The sequence below is a fragment of the Mycobacterium sp. genome (genome assembly GCF_035274705.1).
Lineage (GTDB): Bacteria > Actinomycetota > Actinomycetes > Mycobacteriales > Mycobacteriaceae > Mycobacterium.
The window spans coordinates 1-17,221 of the sequence record NZ_DATENY010000115.1 but is presented as its reverse complement, the minus strand read 5'-3'; the positions used below and the strand labels follow the sequence as shown (position 1 = coordinate 17,221).

The 17,221-nt window shown below is 63.5% G+C and carries 15 protein-coding genes; 2 read left to right on the top strand and 13 right to left on the bottom strand.

Features of this window, described 5'->3' with window-relative positions; translation table 11 throughout:
- The first annotated feature begins 205 nt into the window (after nt 1-205).
- Nucleotides 206-970, top strand: a complete 765-nt coding sequence (locus tag VJV41_RS24205; RefSeq protein ID WP_325338012.1) for a 3-oxoacyl-ACP reductase family protein — start codon at nt 206-208, stop codon at nt 968-970.
- 360 nt (nt 971-1,330) lie between these two features.
- Here the strand turns inward: VJV41_RS24205 and VJV41_RS24200 are convergent, their stop codons facing one another.
- The 9 genes from VJV41_RS24200 to VJV41_RS24160 form a co-directional block, all read right to left on the bottom strand.
- Nucleotides 1,331-1,672, bottom strand: coding sequence for a putative quinol monooxygenase (locus VJV41_RS24200; protein ID WP_325338010.1), 342 nt, complete (start codon nt 1,670-1,672; stop codon nt 1,331-1,333).
- A 14-nt stretch (nt 1,673-1,686) separates the two neighbouring features.
- On the bottom strand, nt 1,687-3,336 hold the full coding sequence (gene groL, locus VJV41_RS24195) for a chaperonin GroEL (protein WP_325338008.1): 1,650 nt from the start codon (nt 3,334-3,336) through the stop codon (nt 1,687-1,689).
- Between the two features lie 19 nt (nt 3,337-3,355).
- Nucleotides 3,356-4,381 (bottom strand): NAD(P)-dependent alcohol dehydrogenase, encoded by a 1,026-nt coding sequence (locus tag VJV41_RS24190; RefSeq protein WP_325338006.1) that lies wholly within the window; start codon nt 4,379-4,381, stop codon nt 3,356-3,358.
- A complete protein-coding gene (locus VJV41_RS24185; protein ID WP_325338087.1) occupies nt 4,378-5,079 on the bottom strand; it encodes an iron-sulfur cluster assembly protein in 702 nt (233 codons plus the stop codon). The genes VJV41_RS24190 and VJV41_RS24185 overlap by 4 nt, the downstream gene beginning before the upstream one ends.
- Before the next feature lie 32 nt (nt 5,080-5,111).
- Nucleotides 5,112-6,155 (bottom strand): amidohydrolase family protein, encoded by a 1,044-nt coding sequence (locus tag VJV41_RS24180; protein ID WP_325338004.1) that lies wholly within the window; start codon nt 6,153-6,155, stop codon nt 5,112-5,114.
- Between the two features lie 21 nt (nt 6,156-6,176).
- Nucleotides 6,177-6,518 carry a propane 2-monooxygenase effector subunit MimD gene (mimD, locus tag VJV41_RS24175; protein WP_325338002.1) on the bottom strand — a complete coding sequence of 114 codons (342 nt, stop codon included), beginning with the start codon at nt 6,516-6,518 and terminating at the stop codon, nt 6,177-6,179.
- A complete protein-coding gene (locus VJV41_RS24170; protein ID WP_325338000.1) occupies nt 6,515-7,615 on the bottom strand; it encodes an aromatic/alkene monooxygenase hydroxylase subunit beta in 1,101 nt (366 codons plus the stop codon). Before VJV41_RS24170 ends, mimD begins: the two co-directional genes overlap by 4 nt.
- Before the next feature lie 33 nt (nt 7,616-7,648).
- Nucleotides 7,649-8,692 carry an FAD-binding oxidoreductase gene (locus tag VJV41_RS24165; RefSeq protein ID WP_325337998.1) on the bottom strand — a complete coding sequence of 348 codons (1,044 nt, stop codon included), beginning with the start codon at nt 8,690-8,692 and terminating at the stop codon, nt 7,649-7,651.
- A 74-nt stretch (nt 8,693-8,766) separates the two neighbouring features.
- On the bottom strand, nt 8,767-10,398 hold the full coding sequence (locus VJV41_RS24160; RefSeq protein ID WP_325337996.1) for an aromatic/alkene/methane monooxygenase hydroxylase/oxygenase subunit alpha: 1,632 nt from the start codon (nt 10,396-10,398) through the stop codon (nt 8,767-8,769).
- Nucleotides 10,399-10,606: 208 nt separating this feature from the next.
- Here VJV41_RS24160 and VJV41_RS24155 point away from each other — a divergent pair, with 208 nt between their 5' ends.
- Nucleotides 10,607-12,370 carry a sigma-54-dependent Fis family transcriptional regulator gene (locus tag VJV41_RS24155; RefSeq protein WP_325337995.1) on the top strand — a complete coding sequence of 588 codons (1,764 nt, stop codon included), beginning with the start codon at nt 10,607-10,609 and terminating at the stop codon, nt 12,368-12,370.
- A gap of 9 nt (nt 12,371-12,379) precedes the next feature.
- Here the strand turns inward: VJV41_RS24155 and VJV41_RS24150 are convergent, their stop codons facing one another.
- The 4 genes from VJV41_RS24150 to VJV41_RS24135 all read right to left on the bottom strand — a co-directional run bounded on the left by VJV41_RS24150 (nt 12,380) and on the right by VJV41_RS24135 (nt 17,103).
- Nucleotides 12,380-13,339: a PDR/VanB family oxidoreductase gene (locus VJV41_RS24150; RefSeq protein ID WP_325337993.1), complete on the bottom strand. Its 960-nt coding sequence runs from the start codon at nt 13,337-13,339 to the stop codon at nt 12,380-12,382.
- A complete protein-coding gene (locus tag VJV41_RS24145; protein ID WP_325337991.1) occupies nt 13,336-15,000 on the bottom strand; it encodes a long-chain-fatty-acid--CoA ligase in 1,665 nt (554 codons plus the stop codon). The genes VJV41_RS24150 and VJV41_RS24145 overlap by 4 nt, the downstream gene beginning before the upstream one ends.
- 5 nt (nt 15,001-15,005) lie before the next feature.
- The gene (locus VJV41_RS24140) at nt 15,006-15,884 is read right to left on the bottom strand and encodes an alpha/beta hydrolase (protein ID WP_325337989.1); all 879 of its coding nucleotides are present in this window, start codon (nt 15,882-15,884) and stop codon (nt 15,006-15,008) included.
- Nucleotides 15,885-16,011: 127 nt separating this feature from the next.
- Nucleotides 16,012-17,103: a carboxylesterase family protein gene (locus VJV41_RS24135; RefSeq protein WP_325337987.1), complete on the bottom strand. Its 1,092-nt coding sequence runs from the start codon at nt 17,101-17,103 to the stop codon at nt 16,012-16,014.
- Nucleotides 17,104-17,221 lie beyond the last annotated feature (118 nt).

The window sequence follows — 17,221 nt, the reverse complement described above, 5'->3', positions numbered from 1 at the left end:
CCCCGCTCCGTCGAATTCGCCGGCGACCTATGTGCCGGGCGTCGGGTTGCAGTCCCGCACCACTGTTCGGCAGGGGTACCTGACAGCGGCACCGCGTCATCCGGCTATCATTAAGTAGCCAGGCGAACCCGTGTTTCGTCAACATCCAATGCCATAACTAGATTCCCCGGCTAATTAGCATTAGTCGAAGTTGGAGGAGACACCGATGCCCAACATTCTGGACGGGTTCAACCTCGATGGACAGGTGGCGATCGTCACGGGTGCCTCGTCCGGACTGGGAATTGCGTTCGCTCGTGGTTTGGCTGAGGCTGGCGCCGACGTGGTGCTGGGTGCGCGACGTGCCGATAAGCTGCGTGAAACGGCCAATCTGGTGGAGCTCGCAGGCGGTAAGGCGCTCGCCGTCGCAACCGATGTCGCGCAGCAAGCCGACTGTCAACAACTGGTCGACACCGCGATGGCGGAATTCGGCCGGGTCGATGTGCTCGTCAACAATGCCGGGATCGGTACCGCCGTACCAGCGCTTCGAGAAACCGTGGAACAGTTTGAGCAAGTCATCGCGGTGAATCTCGGCGGCTGCTACTGGATGGCACAGGCGTGCGCCAAGGTGATGGATCCCGGCAGCAGCATCATCAATGTCTCCAGTGTGCTCGGCCTGACCACAGCGGGACTTCCCCAGGCCGCGTACTCGGCAAGCAAGGCCGGCTTGGTGGGGCTCACCCGAGATCTCGCCCAGCAGTGGAGCGGCAGGCGCGGTATCCGCGTCAACGCGCTCGCACCGGGGTTCTTCGTATCGGAGATGACCGACCAGTACAAGCCGGGCTACCTAGACCAGCAACTCGGGCGAATACCGCTCGGCAGAATCGGAGTCCCCGATGAAATCGCCGCCGCCGTCGTGTTTCTGGCCAGTTCGGCCAGCAGCTACATAACCGGACAGACGCTCGCCGTCGACGGCGGCTTCACCATCACCTGAGAACCTGCGGTGTGCTGCCGCGCAGCGTGGCAACTCACGAACTGGGCTGAGATGTCGCCAACGCTCGGATCAGCAGAATTCGGTCACGGATGTGGACATTTCGCGCGAGACCGGCATGAACGATTTCCTGCACCCGCCGGCAGAGTTGATCACTGTGGATTCCGAACCTGGGCAGAACCTCGTCGTCCGGGGGGCCTCCGTACGGCGCCCAGTTGAGCACGAATTTCAGTAACTCACGGTCGAATAGGTCGATCGACTCGACCCTATTGCTCGTGACTCGACGTTGACGTAGTCCCATGGCGTTCTTCCGCATGGGTTGGCGCTCATCCAGCGACGTCTGCGGCCTACCGGTCGTCACAGTCACCGTTGCGGGACCCCCTGATCGATCTGCAGTTCACCCATCGCCGACCAGCCGTCAGCATCGATCTCGGTGTGGATGATCTGCGGCGTGCGGGTCAACGCCGGCCGCATTGCCGCCAGCCCGTCGCGGAAGTGCCGGGAGTTGACATGCTCGACGCCGGCCTGCTGATCCCGAAATGCTTCCACCAGAACGTATTCCGACGGATTGTCAATGCTGCGTGACCACTCGAACCAGAGGTTTCCCGGTTCGGTCCGCGTCGCGTCGGTGAACTCCCTCGTAAGGGAAATCCACCCTTCGCGATGGCGACGGGCGACGTCGAATTTCACCACGATGAAAATCATCAGCAGAGGGCCTTTCAGTAGATGTTCGATGGGCGGACCATGCCCTCCGCGAGGTCGCCGAAACCGGGGGCGATGATGGCGCCGGGGTGGCCGGCGACCTGCTCGACGACTGCGGTCTCGGTGGTGATCAGCAGCGCGGCGATGGATGCGGCGCTCTCCAGGGCGGCGCGGGTCACCTTCAGCGGGTCGATCACGCCTTCGTCGAACATGTCACCGTATTCGCCTGTAAGAGCGTTGAATCCGTGGCCGAGCGGCAGATCTTCCACAATCTGTACGACGTCATCCGCCTCGAAGCCAGCGTTCAGGGCGATCCACCGCAGCGGCTCGGCCAGCGCACGGCGCACCACCTGAGTGCCGATCGCCTCGTCGCCCGGCAGCTGCAGGTCTGCAAGCGCACGGTGCGCCTGGGCCAGTGCGGTGCCGCCGCCCGAGACGATCCCGGCCTCCAGTGCCGCCCGCGTCGCGGCCAGCGCATCCTCGACCCGCAACATGCGTTCCTTGAGCTCCACGCTGGTCGCTCCGCCGACGCGAATTACCGCGACCCGACCCGTGAGGCGGGCGATGCGCAGATCCAGACTGTCGCGGTCGGCGTCGACACGGGCCCGTTCGCGCTGCGCCTCGAGCTGGGCCACTCGAGCATTTACCAGCCGCTGCTCACCCCGCGCACCGACCATCGTCGTCTGGTCCTCGGTCACGGTGATGCGGTCGCAGGATCCCAGATGCTCGAGTGTCACCTCGGACAGCTCGATACCGGTGTCCTTGGCGATCACATGGCCGCCCAATGCCACCGCCAGGTCCTCGAGCTCGGCGATGCGGCGGTGACCGAAGCCCGGTGCACGCACCACGACCGACAGCATGGTCTTGTGCATGTTGCCGCCCACCAGCAGCTGCAGCGCCGGGCCGTCGACGTCCTCGGCGAGTACCACCAGCGGCCGATCGGCGCGCTTGGCCACCTCGATGCTCGGCATGATCTCCTGCACCGCAGTGATCTTCTTGTTGGTCAACAGGATCACCGGGTTGTCCACCACGGCTTCCATGCGTTCGGGATTGGTGACCATGTACGCCGAGATGTAGCCGTGGTCGAACTCGATCCCGTCGACCACGTCGACGGTCAGCCCGAGCACCTCGCTCTCCTCGGTGGTGACCACCCCGGCCTCGCCGACATGCTCGACGGCCCTGGCGATGATCTCGCCTATCGTTTCGTCGTCGCTGGCTGCCAGCGTCGCTATCCGCAGCAGATCGCCGCGCCCACTGAGGGCAACGGAGTGCTCAGCCAGGGACTGCAGGACGACGGGGACGGTGCGTTCGATGCCGCGACGGACCCGCATCGGGTTGGCCCCCGCGTCGACGGCACGCAACCCTTCTCGAACCATCGCCTGTGCAAGCACGGTAGCGGTTGTGGTGCCGTCGCCGACGACGCCGTTGGTCTTCATCGCGACTTCCTTGACGAGCTGAGCGCCCATGTTGGCGAACGGATCCGACAGCTGGATTTCGCGGGCGATCGTCACACCGTCGTTGGTGATCGTCGGAGGTCCCGTCAGCTTCTCCAGGACGGCGTTGCGGCCCTTGGGGCCCAGTGTCACCTTCACGGCGTCGGCCAGTGCGTTGACGCCCTGCTCCAACCGTGTGCGCGCGTCCGCGCTGTACCGCAGCTCCTTTGCCATGGTGTGGCTCCTTTCCGATTCAGGGGACCAAGATCGCGCGGCCACGCACACGGCCCGCATCGAGATCGTCGATCGCTCTTTGGAATTCATCGAGCGGGTATTTATTGGTATGCAGCGCGACCTTGCCCTGCGCCGCCAGCACCATCAGCTCCTGCAGGTCGTTGTACGAGCCGACGAGATTGCCGATGAAGTTGATTTCGGTGGAGATGATGTCGATGGTCGGGACGTCGATGTTCTCCCCGTAGCCGACGACGAAGTAGTTGCCGGCCCGGCGCAGCATGGCCACACCTTCGTTGGTGGCGCCACCCTCGCCGACGAAGTCGAGGACCGCCTCGGCACCATGCCCTTCAGTGAGGTCGAGCACCTGTTGTACGTGGCTGCCGTCGGCGACGATGCCTTTGTCGGCACCGATGTCCTCGGCCAGGTTCACCGCGTCGGCGTTGCGGTCAACGACGACCACCGTCACCGCCGAAATCGCCTTCAGTACTTGGATTCCGATGTGACCGAGACCACCGGCACCGATCACCACGCAGACATCGCCGGGGCGGGTCACGCGCGCAACCTTGGCCGCCGCATGGTATGCAGTCAGGCCCGCGTCCGCGAGCGCGGCGACATCGGCCGGCTCGAGAGAATCGTCGATCCTCACGACGCTGCGCGCGGTCGTGCGCAGGTATTCCGCGTAGCCGCCGTTGGTGTCGATGCCGGGGAACTGGCTGTTCTCGCAGTGCACGTCGTCACCGAACCTGCATGCCCGGCAGAGTCCGCAAGTGATGAGCGGATGCAGAATCACCTTGTCCCCCACCGCGACATTGGTCACGGCAGCCCCGATGGCATGCACCCATCCGGCGTTCTCGTGGCCGATCGTGTAGGGCAGAGCGACGCCGCTCTTCTGCTCCCACTGCCCTTCCAGAATGTGGATGTCGGTCCGGCAAACGCCGGCACCGCCGATCCGGACGACGACGTCGAGGGGTCCTTCGACCTTGGGTTCGGGGATGTCGGTGAGCTGCAGCTTGGTGTGGTATCCGACGACCTGCACGGCCTTCATCGTGGGCTCCTCGTTCTGGTGTTGGTGAATTCGGTTGTGGCATGGTCGCCGTCGCTGTAGCGGGTGGCGAGCAAGCCACGGCAGAAGTGCGCGTTGCCCTCCATCGAGATCCGGACCGACCTGGCGAAGCGCAGCCGTATCGGCACCGCCTCGACCGGCAGCGGATGGCCCTCGTCGTCGACCACGACCCGCCCGTTGGGGCACACGCTCAGCCCGAGCGCGAACCTCCGCCGCAGCAGCGCGGCCTTGTCCCGGCCCTCGGGCAGGTCACGCAGCGTAAGCCGGTAAAGGTTGTCGGGGGCCAGGCCGGTCTGCCGCATCAACGCCGAGACGCACCGTTCCATCGCCGCGGTGTGCGCCTTGCGTAGGAAGGTCAACCGCAGTTCGTCGAGGCTGTCGTCGGCCTCCGACCCGAATGTCCCGACATAGCCTGCGTTTGTTGCCAGCCCCGCGTTGATCTTGTCGCTGTCGTGGTGGTCGTCGAGCATCACCCGAACCTCGCCGATCCCGTCGACCGTCCGCAGTGCGTCCTGGGCGTCCGAGGCCATCAGGTAAGCGAAGTTGGGCGAACAGAATGCGGTGGGCAGTCGCAGGTGAATGGTCACACCGACGTCGTCGACGGCCACCGACCGCACGAAGCCCAGTTCCGTGATCGGCTGGTCCAGCTCGGGGTCGGTGACGGTGTCCAGTGCGGCCATGATCTCGGCCCGCACGGAAACGGCTGTCAGAGTCACAGCGGCACCACTTCTTTCGCGCCCGCCGCCACCTCGACACCACGCTGCCCGGCCGGCTCGTCCAGCTGCAGTTCGGCGGGGACGTCGATGTCGTAGAGGGCGGCAGCGTTGAGGCCGAGAATCTTGCGCTTCTGGTCGACGGTGATCGGCGCGTACTCCGTCATGTCCTCGGGGATCTGGAAGTCGACGAAGCGCTCCACCAACCACTTCGGCGTCCACAACGCGTAGTCGCTGGCGAACAGGATCTTGTCCTCGCCGATCCAGTAGAGCAACTCACCGATGACCTGCGCGAAATATCGTGGCCGCGTGTGGATGAACGGTATCGCCACGGCCAATCCGCCGTAGACATTGGATTCCTGGGTGGCGATCCAGCAGAAGTCCTCAAGCCGTGGCAGGCCGACGTGCTCGACGATGAAGTTCAACTCCAAGTAGTCCGTTGCGACCTTGTCGACGTCAGCGACGTCGAACGCGTCGCGGTCCAGCGGCCGGATCGTCGGGCCCTTGTGCACGTGGATGTTTCGGATTCCCAGCTCGATGCACTCCTCGAGATAGCGTCGGGACCACGGGTCATCGAGCTTGTAACCGCGTGAGTCGCCGTGCCATTCGGCGGTGTAGAGCTTGACGCCTTGCAGACCCATCCGCTCGGCGTCGCGACGCAGCTGAACCAGGCCGGCCTCGCCGTTGCGTGGATCGTAGGCGTGGTTGTAGGTCAGCTTGTCCGGGTGTTGCTGCGCCAGCCCGAACGCCTCCGCGGTCTGGCCGAAACCGTTGACGTAGAAGTCATTGAGCAGGGTCGCCTGGAAGATGGCGTGGTCGACATAGCCCTCGACGAACAGGTCGCGCATCAACCGCTCGCCGCCGTAGTAGGTGTAGGTGTCGTAGTCCCACAGCTCCTCTTCGGGGCTCAAGTTGCGGTGGTAGTCGTAGAAGCAGTCGATGAACTGCTTTCCGTGCACGTTCTTGTGGTTCGACGCGCGGCCGTCCCAGATGTGTACATGCCCGTCGACGATGAAATAGGAGTTGCCGTCTTTGGTATACATCGAGAATCCTTGCTACTCAGGTTATTTCGCGGTGAGGTCGAAGCCGATGTACTCGGCGGCGTCCTCGGGACTGGCGAACAGCATGGTCTTGTCGTCCAGGTGCACCATGCGCCCGTAGTGGGTGGAGCTGATCTCCTCGAAAATCGAGCCGTCGAACCCCTCGCCGAGGGCTTCGGTCAGTTCGCCGTAGTCGAAGTTGAGCACTCGCTCACCGTCCACCCGGATCATCGACGGGTACTCGGTGAGCTCGACGCCTTCCTTCGCCCCCATCACGTCTGCGACGACGCGTCCGATCGGCGTGTTCATCAGCGTCACACCGCACTTGTTCGAAAACTCGGTGGCGGATCCGAATTGCATGGTCACTTCGTCAGCTCCTTGGGAGTGTCGAGCTCGATCGATTCGAGCAGGGATATGAACTTGCCCTCGGCGGCACCGAGGCTGGACGCGAAGGTGACGGTCTTCTCAGCCGGCTGTGACCACAGGGGCTGCAGCGCGCGGGCGGCGTCCAGGCACCGCGGGACCCAGGTGGCCAGCCACGTCGAGAAGAGTTCCTTGTTCGATTCGCCGTGCTGTTCGTCACGGGTCAAGAGCCGGAAAAGGTTTCGCGTGTATGCCAGATCGCGGTCATAGTCGTGCTCACCGGTACCAACGATCGTCGGAGTGATGTAGTCGCCGTTGCGGGCCGATATCTGCATCACCAACTCACTGCGGAACAATGAGCCCACCAGCTGTTCGAAGACGATATTGGTGGCGAACAGCAGCTCGCACCAGTCACCGACGGCGGTCAACCGCTCGACAACCTCACGGGTCGGCTGCCACTCGGCCGCGGACTGCCAGACCCCGATGTGCGCACTGCCGTCGAAGCCTTCGGCCTCCTCGGACAGGTCGAGGTTGAACAACGCCAGATCCTGAGCGAAGCGCATCTTATGGGCGGCGTTGACGGCAACTGCGGTGTTGATCATGTTCGTCGGACCGGACCGCTGGATGGAGGTGAACACGTGCAGGGCCAGACCGTTTTCGGCGTGCATCCAGGCACCCAGGTTGTGTTCGAGGAACTTCAGCCATGCCGAATTCCAGCCGTCATAGACGCGGGCGCGCTTGGCATTCTGCAGGCACAGGTCGACCTGACGCACCACCGCGGAATTATTGCGGTAGATGGTCTGGTCCCACTCCTCGTTCGGGTCGAGGAACGCGTGCCAGTTCGAGGATTTGGCGGCTGTCCAGTCTTGCGGGTAGCCGCCGGGCCCGTCGCCGAAGCCGTAGATCCAGCCCTGGGCCAGATGGCGATCCGGGTCGGGCTGCACGTCGACGGTGACGTCCTCGTACATCGTCGACCGCAGTTTCGCCGGCTTGTAGTAGCTGAATTTGCGGCTCTTGCTGCTGGGGAACTCCAGCGCACCGGCCTCCGAGTCGGTGAACTCGATCTTGGGGAAGCTGCGCTGCTTGGCGGGTGCGGACATCGGCGTTTCTCTTTCTGTTGGGCTGCAACGGTTTCAGTCGAAGGCCGGGCTGGTGAACTTGTCGTAGAAGATCTGGTCGTTGGGAACGTTGTGGGAGTCGAGCAGGGCCAGTGCCGCGTCAACCATGGGCGGCGGACCGCACATGTACACCTCGGTCTTGCCGATCCCGGGCTCGTTTCTGGTGACGACGTCGGTGACGTTGCCCTCCTCGACGCGGACCGAATCGGCAACCGGGCCGTCCATCGACTCCGACAGACAGGCGATGAAGCCGAAATCGACCAGGCCCTTGCCGATCTCGGCAATCTCGTCGAGATAGAAGAGGTCGGCCGCCGTGCGGGCACCGTAGTAGAAGCGGACCGGGCGCGGATTGGCGGTTTCGCTCATGTGGCGCAGCAGCGCCAGAATCGGCGCCATCCCGGCTCCGCCACCGATACACACCACGGGTAAGACGTGGCCCTCCTTGAGGGTGAACGAGCCGTACGGCCCTGTCAGCGAGATCTCGTCGCCGACCTCAATCCCGTTGTCCAGCAACGCCGCGAACTTGCCACCCGGGTACTTCTTGATCAGGAACTCCACCTGGCCCGGCGTGGACTGCGTGGTCGCCATCGAGAACGACCTATGCTCATCGGCTCCGGGGATGTGGATGTCGGCGTACTGGCCGGGCTTGAACTCGAACGTCTGCGGTTCGACCGCCGTCAGCTTCAGTGACACGATGTCGCGCGTCATCGGCTGCAATGCGACCACCCGGGTTCGTACCTCCTGGATCGGCACGCCGCCGAGCAGTTCGTCCTCGTCGAAATTGAGCAGCTCGATCGTGCAGTCGCTGAAGGCATGCGACCGGCACAGCAGCACGTAGCCCTCTTCGACCTCGGCGTCGTTGCAGGCGAAGGTCGAGTAGTTCTCCATCTGGATATCGCCGTCGAGGACGTAGGACTTGCAAGCCGAGCAACGGCCTTCGCGGCAGCCGTGCATCAAATGGATGCCTTGCCGGAACGCGGCGTCCAGGATGTTCTCGTCCTCGCCGACATCCATCTCGATGTCAACCGGCTCGAAGTTGATGCGGTGCGTGTCAGCCACGGAAACTCCTCGGGGTTCGGCGTTGGTGACCGGTGGATGGCGCTGGGGGGAAGGCGCCACCCACCGGGTGCACGTCAGGCGGGGACGGCGCCTGCGCGGTACGCGGTGACGTGCGCCTCACGTTCGGCGTCCGACATCTCGTTCAGCAGCACGTTTGGGCTGTTGAACGTGTTGCCCCTGACGTCGTCGAGGGTCCACATCTTCTTCGGATCATCGAGATCGAGATGCGGCTGGCCGATCAGCGTCTTGCCGTCGTCACGCACATAACCGAGATCCGAGACGATGTCGGCGAGATCCTTGCCGTGGTGCAGGGTCTCCCACTCCCGGAATCCGGTGAGCCGGCCCATATTCGGGGTCGGTCGCCCCTCGTACTCGCCGCGGAACGCGACCGCGTCGGTCCAGTGGCAGGTCTCCGAGCAGTACGTGCGCCACTGGCCGTCGACCTTGTCCACGACCATGTCCTCGCGGATCAGCGCGGGCACCATGCAGGTCCAGCAGCGGTGCGGGTACTGGTAGCCGACCTCTTCAAAGGCGATGGGCTTGTTGCGGCCGGGGTAGGCGAGCCGGTTGTAGTCCTCCCACCAGCGCCCGAACTTGTTGTACCAGCCGGGGTACTTCTCCTCGAACCACTCGAAGTCCTTGTCGGTCATCGCGTCGATACGCCAGTAGTTGACCGGCCAGCCGGTGGCGAAGAACCGTGCCACCTCGTGCACGTAGTGCTTGTCAACGATGCGCTTCCAGGCTTCCTCGACCAGATCGTGCGGGATGGTCAGGCCGTACTTCTCCAGCGGCAGCAGGTAGCTGCGGTAGTAGTCGTCGTAGATCCAGCGGCGCCACATTTCGGCGTAGCTCTCCCGGTCCTTGCGCCGGTCCTTGGTGCCGTACTCGATGAAGGTGCCGATCGCGGCGTCGACCACACAGTGGTTGTTCCACCACGCGTAGCGCAGGTCGCGTTCCAGCAATGGCCGGTTGCGCTCGTCGGCCAGTGCCATCAGCAGGATCGAGTAGCCGTTGGAGATGTGGCGCGACTCGTCGGACTGCACCGAATGGAACACCGTCGGCAGCAGGTAATCCCCGTTGGCCGCGGCCTCGTCGGGCATGGCCACGAAAAGCGTATTCGTGAAAGCGGTTTCGGCGACCACGGTCAGGTAGATGTTGGCCGCGGTGATCGCGTCGCCGGTGATGAACCCCTCGCCGAACTGCCGACCGATGGTGCCGGCGTAGTTGTTGGCGAATGCCTTCTCGGTGATGTCGAAGCCGGCCGGGTCGATGTAGTTGTTCATGTACAGCTTCTTGAGGTTCATCTGGATGGTCGAATGACGTACCTCGTCGATCATCTGGACGGCGAGCCCGTTGTGGATCTCCGGATTCGGCACGGCGTCGATTGCCATCGGCATCGCGCGCGCGGCCGAGATCTCGGGGAACGGGATGATCGACAAGAAGAGCTTCTGCCATTCCAGCCAGCGCTGCTGCACCTGGCGGAACATGTTGCCGCGGATGGCGCCGTCCATGGCGCCGTAGACGCGGTTGTCCTTCTCCTCCTCCATCGGGAAGTAGGACCGCATGATCTGCTTGAGCGGATCCTTCTTCGGGGCTTTCTCGAAGGTGTAGTCGGTGCCGAACCGGGTCGCCGGCGTCGCGAATGTCGGGTCCCAGGACAGTTCGGTGATCTTCGCGTGAGCCTTGGTCAGGCTTTGCCTACTCAAAGTGCGCCTCCTGTGTACGAGCCGGTCAGCTGGCGGCCGGCGAACGATGCACACAGATGCAACCCTGTGACGGGACACGTGACCGTCTCAGTCTGAGACGCAGGTCACACGCGACTCTGCGTCGCCCCGTCGTCTCAATTTGAGACGCACGGCACCCGGCGAGGGCTTACCCTGCGGAAGAGCCGTTCAGGACCGAGGTGACAGCCAGATGGCGGAAGACACCGAAACCGCAGTGGGCATGCGACAGGCCCGTGAGCAGTTCCTCACCGCGGGGGTACTCGACAGCGACCGTGTTGCGGCCAGCGTGCTGAATTCATGGCGGCGGTCGAAGGCATTGCATGTGCATCCCGACCGGGTGGAGCTGCCGTTTGTGCGCGAGCCAGACACGGACACACCGTTGGTTCACGCGGCGGCGCCCGTGCTGCGCCGGATTGCCACCGATCTGGCATCTCAAGCGGTGAGCGTCATCCTGACCTCGGCGGACGGGCTGGTACTCGAGCGCGTCGCCGCAGATTCGACGATCCTGAGCGCGCTCGACGAGGTGCGGCTGGCGCGCGGGTACAGCTATGCGGAGGAGTTCGCCGGTACCAATGGGATTGGCACCACGGTGGAGACGGGCAGGCCGACGTTCATCAGGGGCAGCGAACACTATGTCGGCACGTTGGGCAGACTGGCCTGCGCGGGCTCTCCGATCCGTGATCCGATCACGCGGCGGGTACTCGGTGTCATCGACCTGACCTGCTGGGCGAGCCAATCCGACCCCCTGCTGTTCGTGCTGGCCAAGAGCGCCGGAAGCCAGATCGAAGACCGCCTCAGCACGCTGAAGAACGAAAGTGAGACCGCGCTGCTGGACGCCTATCTCACGCAGAGCCGCCGCTACCCCGGAGGCGTATTGGCCATCGGAGGCGACGTCGTCCTGATGAACCCGTATCTGCGGCAGGTGCTCGATGCCGGCGACCAGGCCGCGTTGCTCGACCACGCCGCAGAGATGACGCAAAGCACGCTGCGCGCCACGGCCATCGCCACCCTCCCGAGCGGTAACACCGCGAAACTTTCTGCCGCAGAACAAATTTCGACCCACGACCGTGGCGGCAGCGTAGTGTTTCACATACACGTGCAGCTCGCCGCCCAACATGCCGCCGCCGGGGGCGTCACCCTCGAGTCGATCCCGCGCCTCGCGGGCCGCAGCAGTTCGTGGCGGCGCAGCTGTCAGCAAGTGGAGAGGTGCTATCGCGACCGCGACTGGGTTGTGATCGAGGGAGAACGCGGATCAGGACGCACCAGGCTCGGCCAGGCGGTCGCCCAGCATGTGAGTCCCGAACGCGCCGTTCGGGTGCTACGTCGGGAGATGTTCTGCACCACTGAGGATTTCATCGCCGAGGTGGAGGCCGAGAGCGACAGCGATGACTTCGCCGTCGTGATCGCCAATGTCGATGCACTACCCCAAGATGCACTCGAGCCCCTCGCCGCCGTCTTGCAGGCCCGGGCCGGGCACGGGTGGATCGCCGCCACCATGGGCGCAGAGACACGATCCCCGCAGGTGGACATGCTGGTGCTGCCATTCTTCACCCACACCGTCACCGTCCCCGCGCTGCGGCACCGCATCGAGGATCTCGACGAGCTCGTGCCCCAGCTATTGCGGGAACTGACTCGTGGCGCCGACGTACGGCTCGGACCGGAGTCGATGCGGCAGTTGGCCAAGCTGCCGTGGCCGGGCAATGTCGGACAGCTCCGAAGAGTCCTCGCCGAGACAGTTGCCCGACAGCGCTCGGGAACCATCGGGGTGGACAAGCTGCCTGCCGAGTGCCGATCGCTGGCCCGGCGCAGGCTCACCCAGCTCGAAGCGCTCGAACGCGACGCCATCGTGCGCAGCCTGCAGGAGAACAGGGGCAGCAAAACCGATGCCGCCGAGGCGCTGGGGATGTCACGCGCAACCATCTACCGCAAGATCAAAGAATTTGGTATTGCGTAGCGTAGTTCGTTACAGATCCAGCACGAGCCGCTGCGACTTCGAACGGCTGACACAGATCATCATGATGTCATTGTTTGCTTGCTCGTCCTCGGTCAAGACGTCGTCGCGGTGCTCTGGAACGCCCTCCAGCACGGCTGTTTCACAGGTACCGCAGTAGCCTTCGCGACAGGAGTACGGCGTTCCCGGCAACACGTCGAGTACGGCGTCGAGCACTGTACGGTCTGCGGGTACGGTCAGTACCTCTCCTGAGCGGGCGAGCTCGACTTCGAACTCGTGATCCTGGGTGGCCGGTGCTCGACTGGCGGTCGCGGCAGCGGTAAACCGCTCGACATGTAACGCCCCCGCCGGAAGGTGTTGGGCACACAACGCCTGCACAGCCTGCAGCATGGGTTCGGGACCGCAACAGTACACGGCGGTACCTGGCGGGCAAACGCTGATCGCCGCGTCAAGGTCGGGCAGCCCTCGCTCGTCGTGCGGAACGATGTCGATAGCGCCATCGAGCTCGGCCAGCTCGGCCGTGAAGGCCATGCTCGTTCTGGTGCGACCGCCATAGATCATCGACCACCGCAGCCCTTGCTTCGTCAGTTCCCTCACCATTGCCAGGATGGGCGTAACGCCGATGCCGCCGGCGACGAGCAGATAGTTCTCCGCTTCACAGAGCGCGAAATGGTTTCGGGGGCCACTGATCTCGAGGATGCGGCCCTCGAGGTCGGTGTTGTGAACCTCGGACGAGCCGCCGCGGCTGTCGGTTGCGCGTAGGACCGCAACCTTATAGTGCGTCCGATCTTCTGGATCAGAGCACAACGAGTACTGGCGGACCAGCCCGGAAGGCAGGTGCATGTCAATGTGTGCGCCGGGCTGCCAGGGAGGTAGTTCGGCGCCCTGTGGCTCGCGCAATTCGATGGAAACTACGTCTTGTGCTTCGTGGCTGACCCGAGCTACAAGCAGCTTCTGTCGCGGCGCGCTCATACCGGGCTTCCCCGTCGCTGCTCTTCCTGCGCGGCTACCGGATCGCCATCGGTATCGGCCCGCTCGGCCTGCAGCAGCTCTCGCAATACCCGCTTGGCGAATTTGCCGGCGCCGGTCTTCGGGATCTCATCGACAAATCGCACGGCATCGGGCAACCAGAATGCTGGGAACCGTTCACGCAGACGGTCTCTCAGTTCGTCAGCGGTCACATGTGCACCCGGTCGCGTTGCGACGAAGGCGAGTGGTCGTTCGACCCAGCGCTCGTGCGGCACTGCGACAACTGCCGCCTCGGCCACCGCTTCGTGGCCCATCAGGGCATTTTCCAGTTCGACTGAGCTGATCCACTCACCGCCCGACTTGATCAGATCCTTCTTTCGGTCAACCAGCGCGACGAATCCGTCACGGTCAACCGTTGCCAAGTCGCCCGATGAGTACCAACCATCTTGAAACGCCTTGCTGTTGAGTTCGTCGCGGTAGTACTCATCGGCGATCCACGGCCCCCGCAGTTGGATCTCGCCGATCCCTGCGCCTGGCGGCACGACCTTGCCGGCATCATTGACCAGCCGCATCTGCAGGCCGGGCAGCACCCGTCCCTGTGTCGAACGAACGGCGAGTTGCTCGTCTCTCGATCTATCTTTCATCGCCGCGGGAAGTCGGCAGATATGTGTGCACGGCGACGCCTCGGTCATCCCGTATGCCTGAATAAACACAGTGCCGTAGCGAGTTTCGAACTCGTCGGCGAGCGCTGCGGGTATCGCCGAGCCCCCCGACATGATTCGGTTCAAGCTGGTGAAGTCGCGTTCGCGCTCGCGCTGGGCTTCCAGCACACCGGTCCACACCGTCGGCACGCCCGCGGCCACGGTAACGCCGTGAGCTTCGATCAGATCGGCGATGTCGGCCGGCGTCGGGCCGGCACCGGCAAGGACCAGCCGTGCCCCGGTCATGGGCGCTGCATAGGGCAGACCCCAGGCATTGGCATGAAAGAACGGTGTCATCGGCAATATGACATCACGCTCTGAAATCGCCAGCGCGTCAGCAGTACACATCGTTGTGGCATGCAATACCTGCGAACGATGGCTGTAGACAACACCTTTCGGTCGGCCCGTCGTCGCCGAGGTGTAACACAAACCCGCGGGCTGCTTCTCGACCAGTTGCGGCCACTGATAGTCATCGTCCGCCCCGGCGACCAGATCAGCGTAGGAGTGCACCTCGCGGCGCACGATGTTGGCGCCAATCTCGACCGGAACCGGGCCGGTCACCACCACATGCCGAACACCGGAAAGTCCTTCGAGCGCTTCATCGAGCAACCCCAATTGATCGGTGTCGACGATCACCACCTGATCATCGGCATGGCCGATGACATAGCGCAGATCGGCGACCGGCAGCCGAAAGTTCAACGTGTGCAAGACGAAACCACCCGTCGGTACGCCTAGGTAACATTCCAGGTGCGCAACGGTGTTCCAGCACAGCGTCGCCACACGATCACCGGGATTGATCCCGAGGCCATGCAGCGCAGCGGCAAGCCGACGAGCCCTGGCAATGACATCGCCATAACATGTCAGCACGTCCCCGCCCGTTGTTCGTTCAACGATCTCCGTACCGGCGAACAACTGCTCGGCCCGGCTGACATACGGCTCCAACGTCAGATCGACGTCCATCATCGTGATCAGTCCTCCTGCGAGAAAAACCGGGCCACTTCGTTGCGGAACGCCTCGGCACGCTCCACCTGTGCCCAATGCCCACACCGACCCAAAACGACCAGATCGGCATTCGGCAGCACCTCCACCAAATGCAACGACGTCGCCGCCACCGGAACCACCCGATCAAACACCCCATGGATCAACAACGTCGGCGTGCTGATACCCGCCAAGGTCGCAAACGGCAGTGAGCAGTCGTCTATGTGCCGCTGCCGAGGTGCGGGAAACAGCTGCGCCCATCTGCTCGCCACCTCGGGCGCCAGAGTCGCCTCGTAGCGTGCCTTTACCAGTTCAGGCGTGATGAGAGATCGGTCATACGCCATCAGCTCGAAGATCCTGCGCATGTTGTCTTCGCTGGGGGTATAGCCATAGAGCTGGTCGACCTCAGAGGTGACTGGAAAGGACACTCCGGCCGAACCCATGAGGACCATCCGCTTCACGAGTTCGGGGTACCTGGCGGCGATCCCGAGAGAAATGGCGCCGCCCATCGAGTTGCCGACGAGGCGCGTCGGCGCGAGGTCGAGTGCGGTCAAGAAAGACGCGACGTGCTCGACGCGGTTGTCGTGCGTGAAGTCGATCTCGGGTTGCTGTTCGGTTGCGCCGAAGCCGACGATGTCCGGCGCGATCAACGTGAAGTGCTGAGCCAGCTCGGATTTCATGGTGAGCGCCCAGTTCGCTCGCGCGGATACGCCGGGGCCTGAGCCGTGCAGCAGTACGATCGCTGGTCCAGAACCGGCTTTGAGGTAGTTCGTGCTGTAGTCCTCGTGCTGGATTGTCGACTCGATCGGCTCTACTGGACCATTGGTTTTCTGATTGGCGAAAACCGAGGTGTCGGTTGTTGAGGTCACTGCATCTCCGCTCTCGTGCGTGGTCGGTCTCGGTTGGTCTGGAGTCGAGCTCAGGTCATCGCCGTTGGGGGAACTGCCCACATCGTCGGTCGATCGGTATACAAGCTCGGCGATTGACAATGACGGTTCAGCTTCGGTGCACGAAATCGGCCACCTCGCAACGTAGTTTGGCGCTTTCGGCTTCGAAGAGATCGTCGTCAATCCCGTCGAGCATCTGCGCACCGGCCCACGCCGCGCGATTCCCAAACAGGAACGGCATGTCGAGGCCGTGGCAACTACCAAGCCCGTCGACTCTGCTGGGCAGCGTGAACTCTCGAAGGTCAGCACGTATCCCTCGCTCGCGCGACTCCGCAACAAGGGCTCTCGCATGGTCGCCGAAGACGGAGTCTGTCGTGACAGCGATGAGTTGGCTATAAGGCGTGTCATAGGCGACGCATCGCCCGGACCCCAATTGACGCACCTGTTCATCGGTGATGTCTCGCTCGGGCGCATTGAAGAAGTACGCAGCGGTCTCATCACTGGTCAAGGTGACCAGCAGATCTGACACACCAATCGCACTGGCAATTCTTGCCGGACTGCCCAGCCAACCAGGCACCCGCCAATCAACCGTCGGCATCAGCCCCGCGCCGACCACCCCGAATTCGACGCGCTTTTTGATCACCCGTAGGTGGCTTGCCAGCAGGTGCCCGATCGGCGCAGTTCGCGGATCCTCATCTTTCAGATCACGGATGATGTCGGTGCTGAGAGACTCCGTACGGCGTCGGCTCGACGCCGCAAATCCCGGGCAGCTCATCAGGATCAGTCGTCGGATCGCGCCTCGAGACTCCGGCAGCACCGCGAGGAGTTGACTGTAGAACGCGCCCGCCGATTGCCCCGCAACGGTAATATTCTTGGGGTCGCCGCCGAATGACGCGATGTTCTCCCGCACCCAAGTCAACGCTTGGAGCAGATCACCAACGGCGCGGTTGGCGTCATCATCACTCGAGTCGATCATGAGATGGGCCAGGGGCCCTAGCCGATAATTCATCGTCACGACGACCATGTCGCCTTCAAGGGCGAGGCGTTGACCGGCGTACCACGGCAAAACGCCGCCCCCCGACATGAAGCCGCCACCATGGATGAAAAACAGAACCGGCCGATCGCTAGCACCAGTTGGCGCCCAGACATTGAGCAGAAACGCATCTTCTTCTTGCGGGTGCTTTTCGACCGCAGTACCCAACAACACGTCGAGGCGGCTGGGTAGTTGGGGAAACACCGCTGGAAAGTCACGAAGATCCTGTGCGGCGCCTGGTGCCGCTGGCACGACGGGATCAAAGCGACGCCCGGTCGCCAGCTGC

Bases quoted from the DNA above. Each gene is read 5' to 3' on its own strand.
- VJV41_RS24205 (WP_325338012.1), top strand. From the start codon at position 206: ATGCCCAACATTCTGGACGGGTTCAACCTCGATGGACAGGTGGCGATC.
- VJV41_RS24200 (WP_325338010.1), bottom strand. From the start codon at position 1,672: ATGATTTTCATCGTGGTGAAATTCGACGTCGCCCGTCGCCATCGCGAA.
- groL (WP_325338008.1), bottom strand. From the start codon at position 3,336: ATGGCAAAGGAGCTGCGGTACAGCGCGGACGCGCGCACACGGTTGGAG.
- VJV41_RS24190 (WP_325338006.1), bottom strand. From the start codon at position 4,381: ATGAAGGCCGTGCAGGTCGTCGGATACCACACCAAGCTGCAGCTCACC.
- VJV41_RS24185 (WP_325338087.1), bottom strand. From the start codon at position 5,079: ATGGCCGCACTGGACACCGTCACCGACCCCGAGCTGGACCAGCCGATC.
- VJV41_RS24180 (WP_325338004.1), bottom strand. From the start codon at position 6,155: ATGTATACCAAAGACGGCAACTCCTATTTCATCGTCGACGGGCATGTA.
- VJV41_RS24170 (WP_325338000.1), bottom strand. From the start codon at position 7,615: ATGTCCGCACCCGCCAAGCAGCGCAGCTTCCCCAAGATCGAGTTCACC.
- VJV41_RS24155 (WP_325337995.1), top strand. From the start codon at position 10,607: ATGGCGGAAGACACCGAAACCGCAGTGGGCATGCGACAGGCCCGTGAG.
- VJV41_RS24150 (WP_325337993.1), bottom strand. From the start codon at position 13,339: ATGAGCGCGCCGCGACAGAAGCTGCTTGTAGCTCGGGTCAGCCACGAA.
- VJV41_RS24145 (WP_325337991.1), bottom strand. From the start codon at position 15,000: ATGATGGACGTCGATCTGACGTTGGAGCCGTATGTCAGCCGGGCCGAG.